This window comes from Fructobacillus ficulneus (assembly GCF_001047075.2).
Lineage (GTDB): Bacteria > Bacillota > Bacilli > Lactobacillales > Lactobacillaceae > Fructobacillus > Fructobacillus ficulneus.
In genome coordinates, this window is the sequence record NZ_DF967980.1 from 1 (window position 1) to 21,342 (window position 21,342).

The window sequence follows — 21,342 nt, forward strand, 5'->3', positions numbered from 1 at the left end:
TAAAAAATCCCCGTAAGTTTATACAACTTACGGGGTACAGGTCAAAAAGACCTAAATCGGTCTTTTTTTAAGACGATTGGACTACCGAGTCAGTCACCAATTGATGTTCTTCCACCACCCGTTTATTCAGTGGCTGACAATCTCGATAGTTATGCGGATAGGCTTGTTTTAACTGGGCTAAATCCTGGCTGTGAACCGCCAACGGTTCTTGTAAGATGAGCCACTGAATATCTTTTTGTAAGGGAGGCGTCGTTAAGGTTCCCAGATAGGTATAAGCACTTGACCGGTCTGCGGGTAAAAGATGTTGAATATCTAAATCTTTTTTAGCTAACGTAAAGAGTGGCTGAAACTGAACTGGGACCTGGTCACTTTGCGTCAAGAACGCTCCGACAACCATAGTTTGTCCCGCACCATTTTGAAAAACCAAATGAACCTCGCCGTCCTGACGGCTACCATCTACGAGGTGTTCGGCCCCATCATGAAAATGAAAACGAATCAGGGTCCAAGACTGGCCATTTAAAACCAAAGTTCCCTGACTATAAAACTGGTCCCCATTTAATTCGGTATTTTTACGAATTGGACTAGTTTTTAACCCTGTCCAATCAATCTGCCATGGCTCTTTAGTCGTAACTGAACCACTTTCAATCGCAATTGGTGATTCCCAACTACTTGGCGTTGTATATGTCCACGCACTTTGGAAACGATAATCCAATTTTTCCATCTTTACTCGTCCTTTTCCCTCTTAGAGGGTCAAATAAATCGAAAAATACATTAAAGCTGCACCACAGAGAACAAAAACATGCCAATAGACATGGCCCATTGGAATTTTAGGTACTAAATAAAAGATGGTCCCGAGCGAGTAAACCACACCACCCGCTAACAAGAGCCAAAAAGCTGCTGGAGTCAATGCTGTCCAGAGAAGCGGCATGGCAATAATAATTAACCAACCCATTACCAGGTAAATCAAGACCGACAACCAGGGAAACCGGCCAACAAAGAAAATATCATAGGTCAGCCCGGCCAAGGTCATCAGCAGAATAGCCGTCCAAATTCCAATCCCCCAACCATGGTCTAAAACCAGCCAGGTATAAGGTGTATAGGATCCCAGAATCACTAGATAAATGCCGGCATGGTCCATGAATTGAAAAAGCTTAGCTGCTCGAGTGAAAACGAGGGCATGAAAAAGCGTTGAGGCCAGCAAGAACAAAGAGACAGAGGCGAGATAAATACTAACCGCCGTAATTGCTGTGCCCGTAACATGACCCTTCGACATTTTGACAATTAAGAAGCCGGCTGCAATCAAAGCCAAGACAAATCCCAGACCATGAGTAACAGCATTTAAGACCTCATAAACAATTTGATAAGCTTTACCACGTTTTTTAATTTCCATTGAATGCTCCAAAAAGCGACAAAGTCGCCTTGTTTTTAACAACTCATTCATTATACAGGAATAAATCAACTATACCAATTTGACAATCGATTTTCTTTAGTTTACACTGTGATTGTTGTATAAAGATGAATTGGAGGAATGCGTTATGAAACTAACATTTACACAAGCTGCTGCTGATCGCTTGCAAAAGTTTTTAGGTGATGATGTCAAGATTGTTTTGGACTTCGATGACGGTGTTGGCCCATTTTCAGATGAGGCTAACTGCACCCTTGCCCTTTCATTCAATCTTGTCTTCGTGAACAAAGACACTGATCTTTCTGAATTTGGTTCTGTAATTGAATCAAACTTGGGTGACGTTTATGCAAAGCCTTACTCAACTGATCAAATGGATGAAGAAATGACCATCGATGTTAATGAAAAGTATCTTCGCTACTCATTGGCCGGTCGTAATGGTGAACTTGATTCCGCCCTTGGTGTGAAGAAGGTTGCATAATTTAATTATTTCTTATAAAAAAGTCAGCCTTTCGGCTGGCTTTTTTTAATACTCTTTTGCAAATACTTGCCAGTCTTTGGTCCAAATCAAGCCCATTGCTCCATCCCCAGTGTGAACACCAATGACGGGATCCATGCTGGCACGTTCAAAGGCCACCGTTGGGTACTTGTTCTGGAAGTCCTTCAACCACTTGTCACCAATCTTCGGTGCATTTCCATCAATAATATAGGCGCGAACCGGAAAATCTGCTTCCTTCAAATAAGATTCAAAATCAGCTTGAATTTGGTCTTTAGCACCAGACATCTTCCGAGCTTTTCCAACCACACCAATTTTCCCGTCACCGGTGATATCAAATTCCAAGATTGGCTTGATATTCAAAAGACCACCAATTAAGGCTTGCCCACGGGATAACCGTCCCGTCCGCTTCAAGTGAGAAATGTCATTAACAACCAGACGAATGCCTAGGTCCGTTTGAAAATCAGCCAAGGCTTTTTGAATAGTTGCTAGCGATGCCCCATCTTGGGCTAACCGACCGGCTAACAATGCCTGGGCCGCTTGACCCATATTCGTTAACTTTGAGTCCACAACAATTGCGTCAAGGCCTTCAAAGTCACGTGCTACCAATGAGGCAGTTTGGTAAGCACCAGAAATTCCTGAAGACAAGGTAATAATGACAGCTTGGTCATAGCCAGCCTGTTGAGCTTGGTTTAAAGCTTGTTCCCACTCGGCTGGACTAGGCTGTGAAGTCGTTGGTAAGACCTTTTTTTCATCGATCAAATCAACAACTTGACCTAAAGTAGTCAGGTCTTGGCCACCCATGTAAGTTTCTTGCCCAAATAAAATCGGAATTGAAACTTCCATAATTGAATACGAATTGCGGATTTCAGCCGGCAAGGCCGCTGAAGAATCAACAATAATAACAGTTTTTTTCATAATTTAAATTGCTCCTAATACTAAGCCATATTTTACCATATTAATGGAAGTTCCCCGCTAAGACTTGACCAAGAAGAAAAGTAAGAATCCCCGTAACCACCTGAATAACTAGGTAAAAACCTTGTTTGACCAAGTCCTTATTGTTCTTGGACTGGGTTAGCATGGTTGAAAACGTTGTCAGCCCGCCTAAAAATCCTGTTTGTAAAAAAGCCGACCAGTTTGCACCCCAATGATAGGTGGCCAAGGCTCCCAAGACAAAGGAACCTAAAATATTCACGGCCCATACTCCTGTCAGATATTGATTTTTATTGGGCCAGGCCACTAATAGTAAGTAACGAAGGACAGAACCTAGTCCAGCCCCAATCATGACTAAAACAATGTTTTCAACCATGGGCTGCCTCCCTAGTATGGTTTTGACTTAATTTGTGAGCCAAATTTTGACCTAATACTACGCCAACCATACCACCGAAGATTGAAGCTAAAAGATAGAGGCCGGCCAGAACAAGACTATTTTGGCTTAAATGGACAGTCTGAAAAATCATGGTACCAAAGGTAGTAAAGCCCCCCATGACCCCTGTTCCTAAAAAAGACTGCCAATAAACAGGTTGACTAACATAATGAATCAGTGCCACTGTCAAAAAGGCTAGTAAAAAAGCCCCAAGCCAATTAATGATTACCGTCGTAATCGGCCAGGGGCCAATGACTGGCATAAAAGAAAATAAATACCGGACTAGACCGCCGAGTGACCCACCAACAAACACTAGGGTCGCTTCGATTTTTCGATTAATACCAACCATTTCTCACCTATTCTTTCATCTCTGATTAAAGATACTCATCTTAACAGGCCTTCGTCACATCTGCGACGAGGTCAGATAACTTCATCTTACTCATGGTTTCGATGACCTGATGATCAATCTCTTGATAATACTTACTTAATGATTGTCCCATTGCCGAACCAACCGGACAGTCGGGATTGGTATGTTCATCAATCGGAAAGACTGCAGCGCAGTCTTCGACTGCTTGTAATACATCGGCAAAAGAAATTTCAGCACTAGGCTTAGCCAGAACAGGCCGGCCAGGATAATCCCCCTCGCGCTTCAAAAGACCGGCATTTTGTAAGTCGGCTAAGAGGGCGCGAACGCGCGATGGATTAGTATTAATTGACCCGGCGATAATCTTCGAACTGAGTGAATCAGTTGGTCGAGCCGCTGCCACATAAACCAGAATATGGAGGGCATTCGTTAATCGTAAAGATGGTTTCATAAAAATTTAGTCCTTGTAATTTGCTAAAGACTATTATAACATATAGTTGTACTTTTAAAAAATACAACTAACAGGGATTAATAAGGAGATTTTCATGTCTGAATTCTTAGATTTACAAAAGAAGCGTCGCTCAATTTACGGTCTTGGTAAGAACGTTAGCCAAAGCCCAGCCGAATTAAACACTTTGGTGAAGGATGCTATTGAAAATACTCCTTCAGCATTCAACTCACAATCTGTCCAAGCAGTGGTTTTGACTGGTGCTGCCCACGAAAAGTTATGGAACATTACTTTGGACGAATTAAAGAAGGTTTCAGCAAACGAAGAAGCCTTTGCTCAAACAAAGGCCAAGGTTGACGGCGCCTTCAAGGCCGGTGTTGGAACTGTTTTGTACTATACTGACAAGAACATTATTCAAGGTTTGAAGGACAACGCTCCTCTTTATGCCGCAAACTTTGATGACTGGTCAGAACAAGGTGTTGGTATTGCGGCCTATGCCGTTTGGTTGACCCTTGCTGAAGCCGGTATCGGTGCTTCATTGCAACACTACAATCCATTGATTGATGCCGCAGTTGCTGAAGAATTCAACTTGCCATCTAACTGGGTTTTGCGTGGCCAAATGCCATTTGGTTCAATTGAAGCACCAGCTGGCGACAAGGACTACTTGGCTGAAGACGTTCGTTTCCGCTTCTTCCAAGACTAATTATTTACTAATTCTGATAAGTTTATCATTTTTTCTTGACAGGTTAAAACCAGTCTTGTATGCTTAACTTAACTTTTTAGATATTGAAGGAGATGCTCATGCATCAATCTGTCTTACAATCAAATCGCCAATGGTGGCGCCGGTAGGAAAGCAGCTTGACGGAATACGGACAAGCTGTGACAAACAGTTTGTCCCAACCGGCTCCTTTGCAATGCGTAAAAAAGTCTGTTTGGGTTTATTACTATGCCCAGGCAGGCTTTTCTTTTGGTCTAAAATCCGCTGGGCAGTTACAAGGAACATTAAGGAGAAATAATGAATAAGCGTTTACTCACCGTTTCATCATTGATTGGCCTCTTTTTAGTCTTTGCCTTCTTCACCACTGGCAATAGCACTACAACTAGTAAAAAGGGAACACCAACTGTTGGAATCTTACAGCTAGTAACTCACCCTGCCTTGGATCAAATCCACCAGGGAGTCATTGACGGTCTTAAGGCCGAAGGCTACGTTAAGGGAAAAAATATCAAAATTGATTACCAAAACGCGCAGGCCGATCAAGCTAACCTAAAGACAATGGCGCAAAATTTCGCCAATAAAAATGAAAACCTAACAATCGGGATTGCCACTCCCGCCGCCCTTTCACTGGCGAAGGCCGCTAACGGTCACAATCCGGTTATTCTTGGTGGTATCACGAATCCTTCTGGGGCAAAACTTGTTAAAAGCGATGCCCATCCTGGCGGAAATATCACTGGGGTTGGTGCTGACTCGCCTTATCAAAAGCAATTAGATGTTTTGAAAGAAGTCTTACCAAAGGCCAAAACAATCGGAATCGTTTCAACTAGTTCTGATTCCGGCGGAACTTACCATGCTAAGAACATGACTAAGCTCCTGGAAAAGAACGGCTATAAGGTTAAAAATTATACGATTGCTTCAACTAATGACATGCAACAAATTGCCACAACCATGGTGAGTCAAGTTGATGCTGTCTATGCTCCCCAAGATAACGGGGTAGCAACAGCAATGAAAACCTTAGTTTCAGTTGCAAACCAAGCCCATGTCGCCGTTATCCCTGCTGCTGATTCAATGGTCAAGGATGGGGCCCTCGCTACTTATTCCGACTCACAATACGAAATCGGCTACCAAGCCGGTAAAATTGCAGGGCAAGTCCTTAAGGGTAAGAAGCCAGCCGATATCCCCGTCGAAAATGTTACTAAGGGTAGCTACTCAATTAACCAAGAGACAGCCAAAACCCTCGGTATCACTTTGCCAGCCGATATTGTTAAAAAAGCCCAAGCCGACAAGGAGGTCTTCTAATGTCTATTATTGTTTCTAGTATTTCCCAAGGAATCCTCTGGGCCATTTTGGGCCTTGCCCTCTTCTTAACTTTTCGAATTTTGAATTTTGCGGATATGACCGTTGAAGGATCTTTCCCACTCGGCGGAGCAACCGCAGTGGCCTTGATTGCCCACGGTACAAACCCCTACCTAGCTACTTTAGCGGCCTTAATTGTCGGAGCCTTAGCTGGTTTAATGACCGGATTGCTCTATACCAAAGGGAAGATTCCTATCTTACTCGCCGGAATCCTTGTCATGACCGCCTGCCTATCGATTAATTTGCGAATCATGGGTTCTGCAAATATTTCTTTGTTAAATCAAAAAACTATTTTTTCAGCCAAGTTCTTGCAAGACTTACCAAAGTACTTTGATGGTGTTGTCGTAGGCTTAATCATTATTGCTCTTCTAACTATTACGCTCATCTGGTTCTTGCAAACCGAACTAGGACAAGCATTTATCGCCACTGGTGATAATGCTAAAATGGCTGCTGCCTTCGGTATCAAGACTGATCAAATGACCATTATGGGTCTGATGGTTTCCAATGCAATGATTGCTTTTGGTGGTGCGGTGATTGCCCAAAACAACGGCTTTGCTGACATTAACATGGGTATTGGAATCATCGTGATTGCCTTGGCTTCAATCATTATTGGGGAAGTTGCCTTCGGAGAACTGTCTCTTAATCAGCGTCTAGTTGCCGTCATTATTGGTTCAATCATTTACCGTTTGGTTCTTCTCGCTGTCCTACAACTTGGTTTCTCAACCAACGACTTGAATTTAATTTCATCTTTGATTTTGGCTTTGGCTATGGCCCTACCCCAAATTCGTCACTTCTTGAAATTTGACCAAATTTTCCAACAACTAGGAGGCAAGCAAAATGACTGAACCTGTTATCGCCTTAAATGATGCGACTGTCACAGTGGCTAACCAGACCAAAATCTTAAAAGGTTTGAACTTGGAAATCTTCCCTGGCGATTTTATTACCGTTTTGGGAACCAATGGTGCTGGTAAATCAACACTTTTCAATGCCATTTCTGGTGACCTAGAACTAAGTTCTGGGACTATTAGTTATCAAGGGAAAAACATCACCAACTTACCTGCCGTCAAACGAACTGCCTTCTTAGCTCGGGTCTTTCAAGATCCAAAGATGGGTACTGCTCCCCGAATGACAGTTGCCGAAAACCTTCTCTTAGCTGAAAAACGTGGTTTTCATCGGGGCTTAAAAAACCGGCATTTAACTGCTGAAAAATTGGCTTACTATCGCGAAATCACCGCTAAGATGGGAAATAATCTTGAAGATCGATTAGAGACTGCTGCTGGTTCGCTCTCAGGAGGCCAACGTCAAGCTTTGTCATTCTTAATGGCCATTCAGGTCAAGCCTGAGCTCCTTCTCTTAGATGAACACACAGCCGCCTTAGATCCTAAAACCTCAGCACAATTGATGGATGCTACCAACCACCAGGTTGTTGACAACCAATTAACGGCACTAATGATTACTCATAACCTGGCCGATGCCTTAAAGTATGGCAATCGCTTAATTGTCTTACATGCTGGTGAAATAGTCTTAGATGTTAAAAATCAAGACAAAGACCAGTTAACTGAGGAAGACTTACTCGAATACTTTGTTCATTAATTCAAATCAAAAAGCCCCCGTTGGGGGCTTTTTTAGTGATCCAAACCATTACCAACCGTGTTAATCCGGGCAAAGACTTCAAACAGGTGCTCACGTTCGGTTAAGTGATACTTTTTGCTTTTACGGTCAAAGATGATTTCAGATTTCACCTCATCTTCAAATTGTAAATCGGCTAGGAATTCACGAATTGCTGCAATATCGCGTTGAACTGTTTTGCGGCCAACAAAAAACAAGTTTTCAATTTCATCAACACTCATAGACTGCTTGGATATCAAAACAGAATATAAACGCAGAATTCGCTGTTTATCGTTGTAGGCAGTTGGCTTTCTTGACATGATGATTTCTCCTACACTTAGTTTAGCAAAATCGATGCAAAAGCCCAAATTTATGGCAAAAAAAAGGACTGAAAGAATTCAGTCCCTGATTGTAAAATTTTTAAACAGAACGACGATTGAAAATTGAAAAGGCAATTCCGTACAAAAGCACCAGATAAACTGCGTAAACCAAGAAAACCACCCACATACCAGTTCCAAAATAGTCGTGAAGGTCAAGTTTAGTTGCAGCACTGTTATCATAAGTCTGAACACCTTGTAAAATAGTTAATGGGTTCCACTTAAAGCCATCCCAAAACTTAACAAGATAAGTTGTAATAGCTGCTAGGATTGGTGTTGCCACTGACATGACAATTCCTAAACTAATCGCAGCCGCTGATGACTTGGCGATATTTGATACCAAAATGACAACACCGATTAAGAATACTCCTCCGACAACTTCCATCAACATGGCAAAGAAAAAGTCACCAAAATTAATACTGGTTTGAGAACTTCCATGCATGCCAATATAAATTTGACGGCCAAGCATCGTTCCAGCAAAGGCAATTGCAATTAATAGAATATACTCTGCTAAGACCGTGATGAGCTTAGAGATAAAAATTTGTAGGCGTGAATATTGTCGAGACAATAGCGGACGAATTGTTCCAAAGGTAAATTCTTGACTAAAGGTCAATGCTGGCAGCACTGCCCCAGCAACTGAAATAATAATACCAGATCCACCAAATGACCCATAGGCAACTGATTGGGTGTTAGCTGGAATAAACAATGGAATAATAATAATTGGTACTAGAAAGACAAGAATGGCCCAAATATAAACACGATTTTGCTTCCAAGCCTTCATTGCTTCTTGTTTTAATAACGTAAACATGATTTCTCCTTTAACGGCTTAGACCCGAGTTGAATCCGTTGATAGAACTTCTAAGAGATGATCTTCCAAGTTCGTTTGACCAGTCTGAATGTCAGTCACATCAAGGTTAAATTCAGTCGCCTTAGCTAGAACCTTTTGTGCATTGACGTCAGCAGTCATCGTAATAACAACTTGATCATCACTCAAATGCGCTTCCCAGCCAGCATCTTGTGCCGCTTCAAGCATCTTAGCGTTATCATTTGTTCGAACCTTAATTTCGGCCTTGCCTTCACCTAAGAAATCAGACATGGTTCCTTGACGAATAATCTTTCCGCGGTTAATGATAACAACATCATCTGCCAACCGTTGCAATTCGTCCAACAAGTGAGACGAAATCAAAAATGCAATTCCTTTTTGAGCCAAAGATTGGATTAAAGCACGGATATCACGAACAGATTGGGGGTCAAGTCCGTTCATTGGTTCATCTAACACAACCAATTTAGGATTACGAATTAAGGCAATCGCAATTCCAAGACGTTGTTTCATTCCTAATGAGAACTTTTTAGCCTTGCGCTTACCAAACTTGGGACCGTCAATCCCCGTTAGTTTCATTAATTCATCAATATCAGCGTGATCGACTGCATCCATTGCATAATAGTTCATATGGTCACGGGCTGTAAAATTAGGGTAAATTGAAGGATATTCAATCAAGTTCCCCATTTTTGCCAACGAAGTTGTTTTTGCAAAGCGAACCGGTTGACCATCAAAGGTCACCTCACCCTGACTATAGGACATCAAACCTGTAATAGCCCGCATGGTTGTTGATTTCCCCGCACCATTGGGGCCGATTAGTGCCACAATCCGTCCAGGTTCAACCGAAAACGAAACATTGTCCATGGCCTTGTAAGAGCCAAAGCTCTTCGACACATGGTTTAATTCTAACAATGACATTAGTATGTCTCCTTTATTCTGGTACCATTCCAGGTCAACCTAACCCGTAATAATTCAGAGTTTTCAGTAAAATAACCCGGTTGTTTCCATTATAACAAACTGGTGGCGAAAGAGCCAAAAACATCAATATACAGCCCTTTTACATAAAAAAAGCCCACCGATTAATCGGAGGGCTTGTTCATCTGCTGAACCTTCATTTCGGCACGGGAGAGAAGGTATAAATTAGGTTTAGAGAGAAGTATTTATAGATGTGCCGAAATGAAGTTTTGATGTCCGATATATTGCTATATCGATATGTTTATTATAGTAATTTGAGATTAAACTAAAATTAAATAAAAACTATTCAAAATATTTATTTTTTTCAATTATTTTAATTTATTTGATTGTTCCCAAGAAGTACTTCTTCTTTCCACGACGAACTAAGATAAATTGGCCGTCGTATGCTGTACTGGGATCAATCTCGGCGTCCAAATTAGTTTCTTTTTGACCATTAATTGTAATTGCACCATTTGTTACATCTTCACGAGCCTGACGCTTTGATTGTTCGATGCCGCTTTCAACCAAGAATTCAACAACGTTTTTTGTGGCTGCTGTTGTCTCAAAACCAGGAACTCCACTAAAGACATCTTTAATTTCCTGGGCCGTTAAAGTTGCTACATCTCCTGAGAACAGTGCTTTGGACAACTTTTCAGCCTCTTGAACAGCAGCTGCACCGTGAACAAAGGTGGTTACCTCTTCGGCGAGACGCTTTTGTCCCAAGCGAGCACCAGGGTTTTCTTCAACTTCTTTAGCCAAGGCTTCGATTTCAGCAGGCGTTAGGAAAGTAAAGTACTTCAAGTACTTGACGACATCTTCGTCACGTTGGTTATACCAGAACTGGTAGAAGGTATAAGGTGATGTCTTTTCAGCATTCAACCAGATGGCATTCCCTTCTGACTTTCCAAACTTCTTACCGGTTGAGTCGGTCATCAAGGGAATCGTCAAACCAAAGGCTGGTGCATCAGACCCTTCAACAGTATGAATCAAATCAACACCAGAAGTGATATTTCCCCACTGGTCTGATCCACCAATTTGTAAGCGGACGTTTTCTTCTTGCCACAAGTGCAAGAAATCAACTGCTTGAAGAATTTGGTAAGTGAATTCGGTATATGAAATTCCTGTCTCCAACCGTGATGCCACAACGTCCTTTTTCAACATCACGTTAACTGAGAAGAGTTTTCCATAATCCCGCAAAAATTCTGGTAAGGTCATTGGACCAAGCCAGTCGGCATTGTTAACAATCTTTGTACCATCTGTTCCAAATAACTTGGTAACTTGAGCTGCAATACCCTTTTCATTGATTTTCAATTGTTCATCTGACAAAAGTTGGCGTTCAGTTGTTGGGCGGGGGTCACCAATCGAACCAGTTGCCCCCCCGACGATAATAACAGCCTTACCACCGGCTTTTTGGAACCGCTTCAACACCATGAATGGAATCAAGTGGCCCAGATGAAGTGAATCTGCTGTTGGGTCGGTTCCAACATAGGCACCAATTTGCCCCTCATTCATCGCCTTCAAAAGTCCCTCTTCATCCGTCACTTGGTTTAAGGCACCACGCCATTTCAAATCTTCAATAAAGTTCATGTCAGTTCCTCCAAATCAATCTACCTAATAAAAAAAGCCCTAATCATTATTGATTAGGACGAAGTCTTCGCGGTACCACCTAAATTGTCCAATATCCATTGAACCACTTAATTGGCCTTTAACGCGACCAGACGTCACCGAGTACCGTTGTGTAACTCAAATTGGGCAGGACTAGCTTCCATCGACCGCTAGCTTTCTATTCGTTCCTAAATCCAATTCTTTTTCCAACAGATGATACCTTATTATAACAATATTCTTGATGTTTGTCCTTTATTCCTCAGAATATCCCCTATTTTTATCTATTTTTTTAGAGTAAAATAGTGTTAAAGAAATAAAAAAAATATTTTATTTCAAATTAAATTTAACAATAATATTATTTCGCTAACGCCCTCGTTAGCTTTTTCTTTTTAAGCCTGGAGACACTATGCAAATTGCTTTAATTGGTGCTGGCCCTCGAAATCTTGCGATACTCGATCGGTTAATTCAAAAGAACCCGGCCAATCACGCTCTAACAATTAATATTTTCGACCCTTATCCAATTGGGGGTCGTGTTTGGAATCCGTATTTCAAAAATAATCAAACTTATTTAATGAATACTTATGCCAATCAAGTAACCCTATTTAATGATATTGATGATGCTTACGACAATAGCGAAACAGCACATCTCACATCAACTCTTTTGTCTTGGGCACAAACCAGCGCCCTTGGCTTTCTGAATGACCATCCTGAATTTCCAGTGGCCTATAGAGAAGAAATCATTGCCCTAATTTCAATGGAAACCTATTCTTCCCGCGGGTTAATGGGCGTTTATGCGGCCTGGTTCTTCGAAACCATTTCTGCTGCAACACCTTCCAATATCTCAATTCGTTTTCGCCAAACTGCTGTCGATGATTTAATTGTTGCTAACCCTGGATTTAATTTGATCACAAATGATGGAGAAAAATTCTTTGCCGATGAGGTAGTTTATTCTCCTGGTCACTTAGATGCTGTCCTTTCACCCGCTAAAAAAGATTTGGCAAACTTTGCGGCAGACCAAGGATTACACTACTACCCTGCTTCACATCCGGCTGAAAATGATTTTACTGCCTTAAATGAAAATGACACAGTTTTAGTTCAAGGGTTAGGATTATCATTCTTTGATGATTTGCTTTCCTTAACCGCTGCCAAAGGTGGGGTTTTCTTAACCAAGGATGATGGTTCATTGCAGTATCAGCCCTCAGGTCATGAGCCTCATCTCGTAATTGGTTCTGGTTCAGGTCTCCCTCCGCGTTCTCATGGCTTTAATCAAAAAGGTCCGAGTCAATTATATGAACCACGTTTTTTCACTTTAAAACACTTAGAAAAAATTGCTAATGAAAATAAGGGACACGTTCCCTATCAAACGTTCCGAAGGATCCTTGACCAAGAGTTGACATATAAATATTTGATTAACCAAATTCGTCTTTTGGCAGATATTGACGATCAAACCCGTGAAGAGATTCTTGATTTTGTTAAAGAGCCAACCAATTGGCCTTTAGTTAATACTCAATATAAATTATCTTTAAACACTAATATTTCTTGGGAAAATGAAGCGAATCCAACTCGGGACTTAACAACAATCTCGGCTTATCGGACTTTCTTTGTTAAGCATCTAGAAGAGGATATTGCCTCTGCAGAACTCGGTAACAATTTTTCACCACTGTCTGGCGCTTACGATATTCTTCGCGATATGCGTGGAACTGTCCGCTATCTCTATAATCACCGTTTATTCGATGAAGATGATTATCAAACTCTTCTAACAGAATTTAAATACTTTGATACCCAATTATCTGTTGGTCCTCCCCTCATTCGAACTCAACAGTTACTAGCCTTAATTGAAGCTGGTCAAATTACTATTGCCGGTCCAAACTTCAGTGTCAGTCATGATACGACTAATTTTGTCGCAACAGATCGATTTGGTCAGAAATACTTAGGTTCGGCATTCATTGAAGCCCGTTTAGGTCGAATAAATTTCCAATCTGCCAACAGTCCGTTGATTAAATCATTAAGGCAACAAGGACTTATTACCGGCGATAACCGCATCACAAATACAGATGGAACTTCCCTCCTTTCAAATACTATTAAAGTTGATTCTGTTACCAATACTGTCATCGACCACAACGATAATTACGTTACCGGCTTCTTTATTGCCGGTATTCCCTTAGAAGGACAGCAATGGTTTACGACAGTCATTCCTCGTCCCCACGTTAAAACAATTATCTTTGCTGAATCAGCTAAAATTGTGGATGCCATCTTATATAAGTAATAAAAAGATCACTTCAACAGAAGTGATTTTTTATTGCTCTAAGAATGTTAATTTTTCTTGATATATTTTTGGAGTGTCATAATCAGTAATCCCATGGTGGCCACCATCTATCAAGCGCAGAGTGGCTGAATTTCCTGTCATTTCCCGGTATCGTTCTATCATTTCTTGGCTCTGTTCATGCGGAACAACGACATCGGCTGTCCCTGCATACGCCAAGATAGGCGGCATTGCTTTAGTGAAATAGTTAGCCGGGTTTGCCTGACTGACGCCAATGGGATTCTCATTCACCGCCAAACCGCCCAATGCCAAGCCTTCAAACGAGTTTTGTTTTCCTGACTCTTGATATTTGGGCTCTAGGTTATCACTTTTAAATTGTGCAGCAAACCGATCAAATTCATAAGGACCATAATTAGCAATAACTTTGGCAACATTTGGCAAAGTTTTCAACTCAGGTTCGACTTGTTTCAACCGTCCTAGCTTAACACCTGCTGACAATGTTGCTGCTGTTAAGAGTGCTAATTGAGCCCCTGACGATTCTCCAACTAAGATAACTTTTGTATCATCAAGATGATGCTCTTCAGCCTGCTTTTTCAAAGCAGCTAAAACTAGACGGATTTCAGCAACTTGCTTTGGAAATGAAAATGACCATTCTGAAATTAACGAATAATTCATTGATGCCACTGCATAACCTGCAGCGGTAAATTTTAGCGATGGCCCTAATTTCGATGTTGATTTACGCCCTCTAATCAGCCCACCACCCTGCAAATCCAGAATAATGGGAAGGCTACTTTGTTTTTTAGGTAAATATAAATCATATTTCTGATAATCTTCTTGTCCGTATTGCAGGTCAACAAGTTGTTTCTCAACGGTATCGGGAACTACAACGTTTTCAAATTCAACTTTGGCATCTTTAAATAGCATTTTTCTCCCTAACTGTTTCACGTGAAACATCTCTATACAAAAAGCCAAGAATTATCTTGGCTTTAAAAAATTAACATTCTTAAGATATTCTTAATCTTTGTCTCCGGACTTACTCCGTGTACTCCAAACAAGAGCAACTAATAAAATAATGGTTCCCAAATTCGAACATACAAGGGCAAAATCTTTATTGCCAGCAGCCCAAAATGCAAGTGAAACAAACATTAATACCAATGCCGCGATAGTGATAATTGCTACGGATTCCTTCATAATAACTCTCCTTTTTACTTATCAGATTGACCATCATCTTCAGAAGATAACGCTTTTAGCACTTCTCTTTGCAATTGATTATTCTTTTTAACCAGTTCGTTATTTTCTTTTTGAAGTCGCTGCAACATTAGCATATCTTGATGAGCACCATCATAACCCCATTTTTCATTGTCTGAGCCAATCAACCGATTATTAATCAGCTGAATTGTATAATAGACTGCCAAAGCAATGAAAAGCATCGTTAGGAAAGACGTGACAAAAGTATTCCAAGCATTTTCTGTAGCATTGAAGTACAGCGGATGATTAGCGGTAAAAATCCATCGCCACAAAAATAACAAGAAATCCGCCGCTAAAGTAACTAAATCCTTAATGGCACTCCCAAAAGCATTTCCAACAACAACAGAAATGACAAAGGTCAACAAATTAGGTGCAAATAAAAAACGACGAAAAGAAACTAAACCTGCCGAAGACTTTTCTAATATGGTGTCTCGCTGCTCCCTTAATTCCTTTTTGCGGCTAGACCTAGACATACGTCTTCCTCCTAAATTAAAAATCAAAAGCTCGTAATCTATTATACCTCTAAAACCCTAGAAAAAGTAATCTTTGTAATAAACATTCATTTCTTCAAAAAACCATAATGGTAAAACAAATATGTTGCACCGACCATCATTAGCACCATCATAATGATGGTCACCCACCAACCAGAAGCACCATGCGCAAACGGTAAGTAATCAACGTTTTCTCCATAAAAGCCAGAGACAACAGTCGGAATGGTAAAGACGATTGAATAAACAGTTAAAACCTTCATTGTCCAGTTCAAATCACGGTTTCCTAATGAGCCAGTCGCATCAGAGACAGCATTAATCACTTCCATGGCTAATCCTGCCATATCATGGGCCTGTTCAACTTCAACTCGAACCAATTCCAAATGGTTTAGCTCATCGTCATTACTGTATTGTCCATACACGCGTTTAATTTGTTCCAGCATGATTAAATTATTAGCCAACGAATTTTGTAGATAAATCATCTGAATCTGTAAATGTAAGAGATCGTTGGTGTGCTTTGTTAACTGCTTACGGTTACCAAATTGTGCTTGAATCGACCGTCTCTGTCTGTTAATTTCTGTAATTTCATCACCATACATCGTCATTAATGAATACAACCCATCAAGCAAGAACTGAAACGCCGAAATTCGATTTAATTCCTCGCCGGAATATTGGTCCACTTTTGCCAAAAAATCTTTTTTAATATAATCGGTTGGTCGATGTGAAAATGTGTAAAGATTATCATTAACTAGAACGATTCCAATTGGACGAGTTAACACCGGTTCTGGTTCAGCAGAAACAACATCTAAGATGATTAGCGTTTCTTCGTTCTCAACATCAAACTCCATCCGAACACTTTCGTTCTTGTCATTGGCATACCCAATAACTTGCTGGGTTAATCCATGATCTGTTAGCAGAACCTTTTCATCACTGGCACTCATGTTGGTAATGTGAAACCAGCGGAAACGAGATGTCTGTTTTAACATTTCAATCATAGGAACCCTCCCTTAGTTAAAAATAATTATCACTGCTAATGATAGCAGACTTACTCTGACAAACAAAGATTTCCAAAAATTTAATAATAAATTAACAAAAAAAGCCCCGATAGGGCTTTAAAGAAATTAACGGCTGCGCTTCTTTGAGCGTTGAGCTTTTTTAATTTTACGTGCTTTTTCTTTTTCTAATCGCAAAGCTGCTTCTCGTTCTTGCTTTAATTTGAAAGGATTTTGCAAGAAGAAAGTTTGAATCATTTGGAACAAGTTTCCAACCACCCAATACAGTGAAACAGCTGCAGGAACAGCCAACGCAGTCAATAGGATAACGAATGGGAAAATAAATGGCATTACCTTTGTCATCGCGTTTTGTTGAGGGTTAGCTTGGGTTGAAAGCCATGATGAACCAAAAGTAAACAAGGCGGCCAAAATTGGCAAAATAAAGTACGGATCTTGCTTTCCAAGGTTTAACCATAAGAACTCACCTGACCGTAAGACTGGTGAATTATGGATTCCTTGGTAAAGGGCAATCAAAACTGGCATCTGAACCAATAATGGCAGCATTGAAGCAAAAGGCGAAATTCCACGTTCCTTATATAAGGCTTGTTGAGCCGCAGCAAGTAACTGACGACTTTCAGTATCACGACCAGGGTATTGATCCTGCAAGGCCTTAATTTCACCCTGAACGCTCTGCATCTTCTTCATTGAATCGATTTGATAAACCATCAACGGCAAGATAACAAAACGAACTAAAATCGTGAAAACAATGATTCCTAGCCCATAGGATGAAGAGAACCAAGAAGAAACACCCAAAATTGAGCGAATAAAGAGACCAACAAAACCGCCCCAGAGGCCGTTACCAGCAACATGTCCGGTATAAGATAAGTCCGCCAGTACAATACCAACAATGGCAACAGATGCCAGCAACAAAGGCAAGAAGCCAATTGTTGTTATCCATTTACGTAGTCGAGTCATGATTATCATCCTTTAACAGTTTTGCTAACTTAAGCACGTGCTCAAGCTGTTGGCTAATAAATGCCTGGGATTTGTGGGCCACTGCTGGCCGAGCAATAACTAAAATATCCGTCTCTTGGTCAAGCAAAGGCTTAAATTCAAGAAAGGCCTGTCGAATTCTTCTCTTAACGTGAACTCGGTCATGTGCCTTACCTATTTTTTTACCGACCGACAAGCCTAAACGAAAATGTTTTTGATTTTCTTTCTTTAGACGATAGAGAACAAAGTATTTGTTGGCCACCGATTGGTGGTGATCAAATACTATTTGAAATTCGGCTGGTTTTTTTATCCGAAATGTCTTCCGCATGAGTTACCACCTATTATAAGTAAAAACTATGTACACAGGAATAACCCTGCATTAAAAATCCAATAAAATAAAAAGGCCACTGACATGCAGCGACCTGTTTAGGCAGATAATACCTTACGGCCCTTAGCACGACGGCGAGCCAATACCTTACGGCCATTGCTAGTGCTCATACGCTTACGGAAACCGTGTACGCGTTCGCGATGACGCTTCTTTGGTTGGAATGTACGCTTCATTTTCATTACCTCCATTAATAATTTGTCTGCAAATTTCTTGCAATTCGAAAGTAATCATACCATGGATACCGCCGTTGGGCAAGGATTTTAGCCGATTTTATCAATTCTTTTCAGCCGATATGCCTAACTTTTTCCCACAAGGTTATCCTGTCTTAAAAACGCCCTTGAGGATAAAGCAAGTCTTGGTTCGTTCTATCAACACCTTTTACCGAACTTATCCACATATCCCCAGGTTGTGGATTGCTTTCTGGGGAAAACGTTGTTTTTGAGTGGAAAATCATTAGTTATACACCCTTAACGGTGGATAAGATTGTTGATATGTTGATAACACGAAAATTTGTTCCCGTTATTCTCCCCTGTCCACTTTTCCCCCTTTCCCCTGCATTGGATAAGTCTCTCTCTAATCTTTTTGCTGTGGATAACTATGCGATTCATTTTTTTTTTGCTATAATATTAAGCATAGCTTCATTCTTTTTTACCTTATTTTGGGGAGTTTCTTATGCAAAATGCGCTCGATCCGACCGACCTCTGGAAAGAAGTCAGCCTTCGTTTATACAAAACAACAGGTTTGATGACCTTTGAAACTTTAATTGCCCCCTTAAAACCAGTTGGTTTTGAAGACGGAAAATTAATTTTGTCTGTTCCTAAGGAACATGCATCAAAAATAATCAACGCTTGGAATACTGAACAATACGCCCTTGATTTCGTCCAACACGCCAACGAAATCACGGGTGATTTCATTCGTCCAGAATTACGCATCACTGATGCCGATGATAATTTTGTTCCGTTCACTTCGGATGATCAAAGTGTTAATGCTATGCCATTTACCCAGGATAATGACCTAAATTCCGACTTTACCTTTGATAAGTTTGTTAAGGGAGCTGGAAACGAAAATGCCTTAGCGGTAGCATTGGCTGTCGCAGAAGCCCCGGGAAAAGTTTATAACCCCTTCCTTATATATGGAGGCGTCGGGTTAGGCAAAACTCACTTGATGCAATCAATTGGTAACGAATACGCAACCACCCATCCAAAAGCTCGGATTAAATATGCAACAGCGGAAGACTTCTTAAATGATTTTACGGATTCACTTCGTGAAGGAAACAAGGCGGATTCAAATGCGACGGCTAAATTCAAAAAAACATACCGATCGCTCGATATGCTCCTAATTGATGATATTCAATTTTGGTCTGGAAAAGAAAAAGTCCAAGAAGAGTTCTTTAATACCTTTAACGCTTTGACCAAGGATGGCAAACAAATTGTCATGACTTCCGATCGGTACCCAACTGATATTCCAGATCTACTAACTCGTTTAACTTCTCGCTTTGAAGCTGGTATTACACAAGATATTCAAAAGCCTGACTTACCAACGCGTGTCGCTATTTTAAGAAACCTTCAAGAACGCAATGACCTCAATATTCCCAATGAAGTCTTAGAATTAATTGGTGAAAAAATCGATACCAATGTCCGCTCATTGGAAGGTGCCTTTCATAAATTTGAAGCTAAGGTTCGCTATATGAACAAACCGGCAACCATTGAAACGGCTCAATCAATCCTTTCTGAATTAAATATCGACCAAGGTAAAAAAATCACGGTCGAACGTATTCAAGAAACCGTGGCTAATTACTTCATGCAAAGTGTGACCGATATGCAGGGCTCCCGGCGACAAGCCGATTTAGTAAATGCCAGACACATTGCCATTTACTTGACTCGCACAATGACCAACAAATCATTGCCTGATATCGGACGGTCTTTTGGTGGAAGAGACCACTCTTCAATTTCCCATGCCTACAACAAGGTTGCTGAGCAGGTCGAAACGGAACCAAAGACAAAAGAGTTAATCGAAGACCTTGCAAATGAGATAAAAAACGGGAAATAACAGCTCGTTGATAACCTCCCTTTTTTGCTAAACTTATCAACAAAGTTTTCAACAGGGTTTTTATGATGAAATCAAGGGATTTTAGCTAATCCCCATTTCCCACACCCCTTATTACTATTACTATTTATTTAATATTATATAAATATAAATAACCCCTGCCCTTAAGGAGGCAATGTGCCATGAAATTTTCAATTAACCGCCAAGCCTTTATCAAAGCTTTAAATGATGTTTCTCGAGCCATCTCCTCTCGAACAACGATTCCTATTTTGACTAATATTAAATTAGACCTAACAGACGAAGAATTAATCTTAACTGGATCAAATGCTGACATCTCAATTAAAATCACTTTGGAAGCCAGTGATACAACCAATCAATTAGTAATCGATACTCCTGGTGGCATTACTTTGCCAGCAACTTTCTTTATTAATATCGTTAAGCATTTACCAGCCGAAACATTAACTCTTTCCGTTGAAGGTCTTCAAGCCCTAATTACTTCTGGATCTGCATCATTCAAAATTAATGGGCAACCAGTTTCAGCTTATCCAAAACTCCCCGAGTTGTCAGAGAGTAAGTCACTTAAGGTTTCTGCAGCTCAATTAGTTGAAATCATTGCCCAAACAAAAATTTCAGCATCAACTCAAGAAAGTCGTCCAATTTTAACTGGAATTCATTTAACACTAGATGGCAATCAAATTAAGGCGGTCACGACGGATTCGCATCGCTTATCACAGCGAATTGTTACATTAACTGGAACAGAAAATACTGAAAAGACATCGGTTATCATTCCCGCTAAGGCCTTTAACGAATTACAATCCTTGTTAGATGGTCAAAACCGAGTTGAAATTAAACTCTCTGCTAACCAAGCCGTCTTTGTTTTTGGAAAAACAACTTTCTATTCTCGTCTTCTCGAGGGAAACTATCCAGAAACTGATCGTTTGATTCCTAGTGAAGCGACTACTGAATTACAGATTGATGCAGCCGCACTATCAGGTGCAATTGATCGAGCAAGTTTGTTATCACACGAATCACGGAATAACGTTATTTTATTGACGATTAATGGTGGACAAGCTCAACTTTCAGGAAATTCTCAAGAAGTCGGTCAAGTTAATGAAAATTTAACTGCTGAAAAAGTCACGGGTGAAGACCTTGAAATTTCTTTCAACCCAGATTACGTTCGTGATGCTCTCCGAGTATTGCAAGGTAAGACTGTTGAATTGAAGTTTACGACTAATTTACGACCTTTCATCATTATTCCAGAAGGTGAAACGGATAATAAGCAACTACAACTTGTCACTCCGGTTCGAACTTTTTAAAAAATTCCCAATTTAATTCTAAGCAGACCTGGTCTTTTTAAATGGTCTAGAGAGAATCTAATTGGGATTTTTTTATTTTTATGGAAGAATTTTAAGG

Annotated in this window: 25 protein-coding genes; 8 read left to right on the forward strand and 17 right to left on the reverse strand. The window is 40.5% G+C overall.

Features of this window, described 5'->3' with window-relative positions; translation table 11 throughout:
- Positions 1-67: 67 nt before the first annotated feature.
- Positions 68-721, reverse strand: coding sequence for a carbonic anhydrase family protein (locus tag AOQ29_RS00130; protein WP_061992555.1), 654 nt, complete (start codon positions 719-721; stop codon positions 68-70).
- A gap of 21 nt (positions 722-742) precedes the next feature.
- Positions 743-1,390, reverse strand: coding sequence for a PAQR family membrane homeostasis protein TrhA (trhA, locus tag AOQ29_RS00135; RefSeq protein WP_061992556.1), 648 nt, complete (start codon positions 1,388-1,390; stop codon positions 743-745).
- Between the two features lie 145 nt (positions 1,391-1,535).
- Between trhA and AOQ29_RS00140 the strand changes: the two genes are divergently transcribed.
- Complete coding sequence (locus tag AOQ29_RS00140) at positions 1,536-1,883, forward strand: iron-sulfur cluster biosynthesis family protein (RefSeq protein WP_061992557.1); 348 nt, start codon at positions 1,536-1,538, stop codon at positions 1,881-1,883.
- Positions 1,884-1,928: 45 nt separating this feature from the next.
- Here AOQ29_RS00140 and AOQ29_RS00145 read toward each other — a convergent pair whose 3' ends face one another.
- The 4 genes from AOQ29_RS00145 to AOQ29_RS00160 are packed head-to-tail and all read right to left on the reverse strand — an operon-like array spanning position 1,929 to position 4,079.
- The gene (locus AOQ29_RS00145; RefSeq protein ID WP_061992558.1) at positions 1,929-2,816 is read right to left on the reverse strand and encodes a DegV family protein; all 888 of its coding nucleotides are present in this window, start codon (positions 2,814-2,816) and stop codon (positions 1,929-1,931) included.
- A gap of 40 nt (positions 2,817-2,856) precedes the next feature.
- Positions 2,857-3,207 (reverse strand): fluoride efflux transporter FluC, encoded by a 351-nt coding sequence (locus tag AOQ29_RS00150; protein ID WP_061992559.1) that lies wholly within the window; start codon positions 3,205-3,207, stop codon positions 2,857-2,859.
- Entirely contained in the window at positions 3,200-3,613 is a 414-nt protein-coding gene (locus AOQ29_RS00155; RefSeq protein WP_061992560.1) for a fluoride efflux transporter FluC, read from the reverse strand. Before AOQ29_RS00155 ends, AOQ29_RS00150 begins: the two co-directional genes overlap by 8 nt.
- A gap of 40 nt (positions 3,614-3,653) precedes the next feature.
- Positions 3,654-4,079 carry an Rrf2 family transcriptional regulator gene (locus AOQ29_RS00160; protein ID WP_061992561.1) on the reverse strand — a complete coding sequence of 142 codons (426 nt, stop codon included), beginning with the start codon at positions 4,077-4,079 and terminating at the stop codon, positions 3,654-3,656.
- A 94-nt stretch (positions 4,080-4,173) separates the two neighbouring features.
- Between AOQ29_RS00160 and AOQ29_RS00165 the strand changes: the two genes are divergently transcribed.
- The 4 genes from AOQ29_RS00165 (at position 4,174) to AOQ29_RS00180 (ending at position 7,740) form a co-directional block, all read left to right on the forward strand.
- Positions 4,174-4,779: a nitroreductase family protein gene (locus AOQ29_RS00165; protein ID WP_061992562.1), complete on the forward strand. Its 606-nt coding sequence runs from the start codon at positions 4,174-4,176 to the stop codon at positions 4,777-4,779.
- A gap of 312 nt (positions 4,780-5,091) precedes the next feature.
- Positions 5,092-6,090 carry a tryptophan ABC transporter substrate-binding protein gene (gene trpX / locus AOQ29_RS00170; protein ID WP_061992563.1) on the forward strand — a complete coding sequence of 333 codons (999 nt, stop codon included), beginning with the start codon at positions 5,092-5,094 and terminating at the stop codon, positions 6,088-6,090.
- The gene (locus AOQ29_RS00175) at positions 6,090-6,992 is read left to right on the forward strand and encodes an ABC transporter permease (protein WP_061992564.1); all 903 of its coding nucleotides are present in this window, start codon (positions 6,090-6,092) and stop codon (positions 6,990-6,992) included. Before trpX ends, AOQ29_RS00175 begins: the two co-directional genes overlap by 1 nt.
- The gene (locus tag AOQ29_RS00180) at positions 6,985-7,740 is read left to right on the forward strand and encodes an ABC transporter ATP-binding protein (protein ID WP_061992565.1); all 756 of its coding nucleotides are present in this window, start codon (positions 6,985-6,987) and stop codon (positions 7,738-7,740) included. Before AOQ29_RS00175 ends, AOQ29_RS00180 begins: the two co-directional genes overlap by 8 nt.
- Before the next feature lie 32 nt (positions 7,741-7,772).
- Here AOQ29_RS00180 and AOQ29_RS00185 read toward each other — a convergent pair whose 3' ends face one another.
- The 4 genes from AOQ29_RS00185 to tyrS all read right to left on the reverse strand — a co-directional run bounded on the left by AOQ29_RS00185 (position 7,773) and on the right by tyrS (position 11,493).
- Positions 7,773-8,075, reverse strand: a complete 303-nt coding sequence (locus tag AOQ29_RS00185; RefSeq protein WP_061992566.1) for a hypothetical protein — start codon at positions 8,073-8,075, stop codon at positions 7,773-7,775.
- Between the two features lie 100 nt (positions 8,076-8,175).
- On the reverse strand, positions 8,176-8,940 hold the full coding sequence (locus AOQ29_RS00190) for an ABC transporter permease (RefSeq protein ID WP_061992567.1): 765 nt from the start codon (positions 8,938-8,940) through the stop codon (positions 8,176-8,178).
- 18 nt (positions 8,941-8,958) lie between these two features.
- Positions 8,959-9,870 carry an ABC transporter ATP-binding protein gene (locus AOQ29_RS00195; protein WP_061992568.1) on the reverse strand — a complete coding sequence of 304 codons (912 nt, stop codon included), beginning with the start codon at positions 9,868-9,870 and terminating at the stop codon, positions 8,959-8,961.
- A gap of 375 nt (positions 9,871-10,245) precedes the next feature.
- Positions 10,246-11,493, reverse strand: coding sequence for a tyrosine--tRNA ligase (gene tyrS / locus AOQ29_RS00200; RefSeq protein ID WP_061992569.1), 1,248 nt, complete (start codon positions 11,491-11,493; stop codon positions 10,246-10,248).
- Positions 11,494-11,917: 424 nt separating this feature from the next.
- On the opposite strand from tyrS, the gene AOQ29_RS00205 reads away from it, so the two are divergent.
- Positions 11,918-13,777 (forward strand): FAD/NAD(P)-binding protein, encoded by a 1,860-nt coding sequence (locus tag AOQ29_RS00205; protein ID WP_061992570.1) that lies wholly within the window; start codon positions 11,918-11,920, stop codon positions 13,775-13,777.
- Between the two features lie 30 nt (positions 13,778-13,807).
- On the opposite strand, the gene AOQ29_RS00210 is transcribed toward AOQ29_RS00205, so the two are convergent.
- The 7 genes from AOQ29_RS00210 to rpmH form a co-directional block, all read right to left on the reverse strand.
- Positions 13,808-14,698, reverse strand: a complete 891-nt coding sequence (locus tag AOQ29_RS00210; RefSeq protein ID WP_061992571.1) for an alpha/beta hydrolase — start codon at positions 14,696-14,698, stop codon at positions 13,808-13,810.
- A 90-nt stretch (positions 14,699-14,788) separates the two neighbouring features.
- Positions 14,789-14,965: a hypothetical protein gene (locus tag AOQ29_RS07645; RefSeq protein WP_158530733.1), complete on the reverse strand. Its 177-nt coding sequence runs from the start codon at positions 14,963-14,965 to the stop codon at positions 14,789-14,791.
- 14 nt (positions 14,966-14,979) lie between these two features.
- Entirely contained in the window at positions 14,980-15,495 is a 516-nt protein-coding gene (locus tag AOQ29_RS00215) for an MscL family protein (protein ID WP_061992572.1), read from the reverse strand.
- A gap of 86 nt (positions 15,496-15,581) precedes the next feature.
- Entirely contained in the window at positions 15,582-16,505 is a 924-nt protein-coding gene (locus tag AOQ29_RS00220; RefSeq protein WP_061992573.1) for a magnesium transporter CorA family protein, read from the reverse strand.
- Positions 16,506-16,631: 126 nt separating this feature from the next.
- Positions 16,632-17,477, reverse strand: a complete 846-nt coding sequence (locus tag AOQ29_RS00225) for a membrane protein insertase YidC (RefSeq protein ID WP_061992574.1) — start codon at positions 17,475-17,477, stop codon at positions 16,632-16,634.
- Complete coding sequence (gene rnpA, locus AOQ29_RS00230) at positions 17,461-17,823, reverse strand: ribonuclease P protein component (protein ID WP_061992575.1); 363 nt, start codon at positions 17,821-17,823, stop codon at positions 17,461-17,463. The genes AOQ29_RS00225 and rnpA overlap by 17 nt, the downstream gene beginning before the upstream one ends.
- A gap of 98 nt (positions 17,824-17,921) precedes the next feature.
- On the reverse strand, positions 17,922-18,062 hold the full coding sequence (gene rpmH, locus AOQ29_RS00235; RefSeq protein WP_179948349.1) for a 50S ribosomal protein L34: 141 nt from the start codon (positions 18,060-18,062) through the stop codon (positions 17,922-17,924).
- A 493-nt stretch (positions 18,063-18,555) separates the two neighbouring features.
- Between rpmH and dnaA the strand changes: the two genes are divergently transcribed.
- Both dnaA and dnaN read left to right on the forward strand, forming a co-directional pair.
- On the forward strand, positions 18,556-19,932 hold the full coding sequence (gene dnaA, locus AOQ29_RS00240; RefSeq protein ID WP_061992576.1) for a chromosomal replication initiator protein DnaA: 1,377 nt from the start codon (positions 18,556-18,558) through the stop codon (positions 19,930-19,932).
- 179 nt (positions 19,933-20,111) lie between these two features.
- Complete coding sequence (gene dnaN / locus AOQ29_RS00245; RefSeq protein WP_061992577.1) at positions 20,112-21,245, forward strand: DNA polymerase III subunit beta; 1,134 nt, start codon at positions 20,112-20,114, stop codon at positions 21,243-21,245.
- The last annotated feature ends 97 nt before the right edge of the window (positions 21,246-21,342 follow it).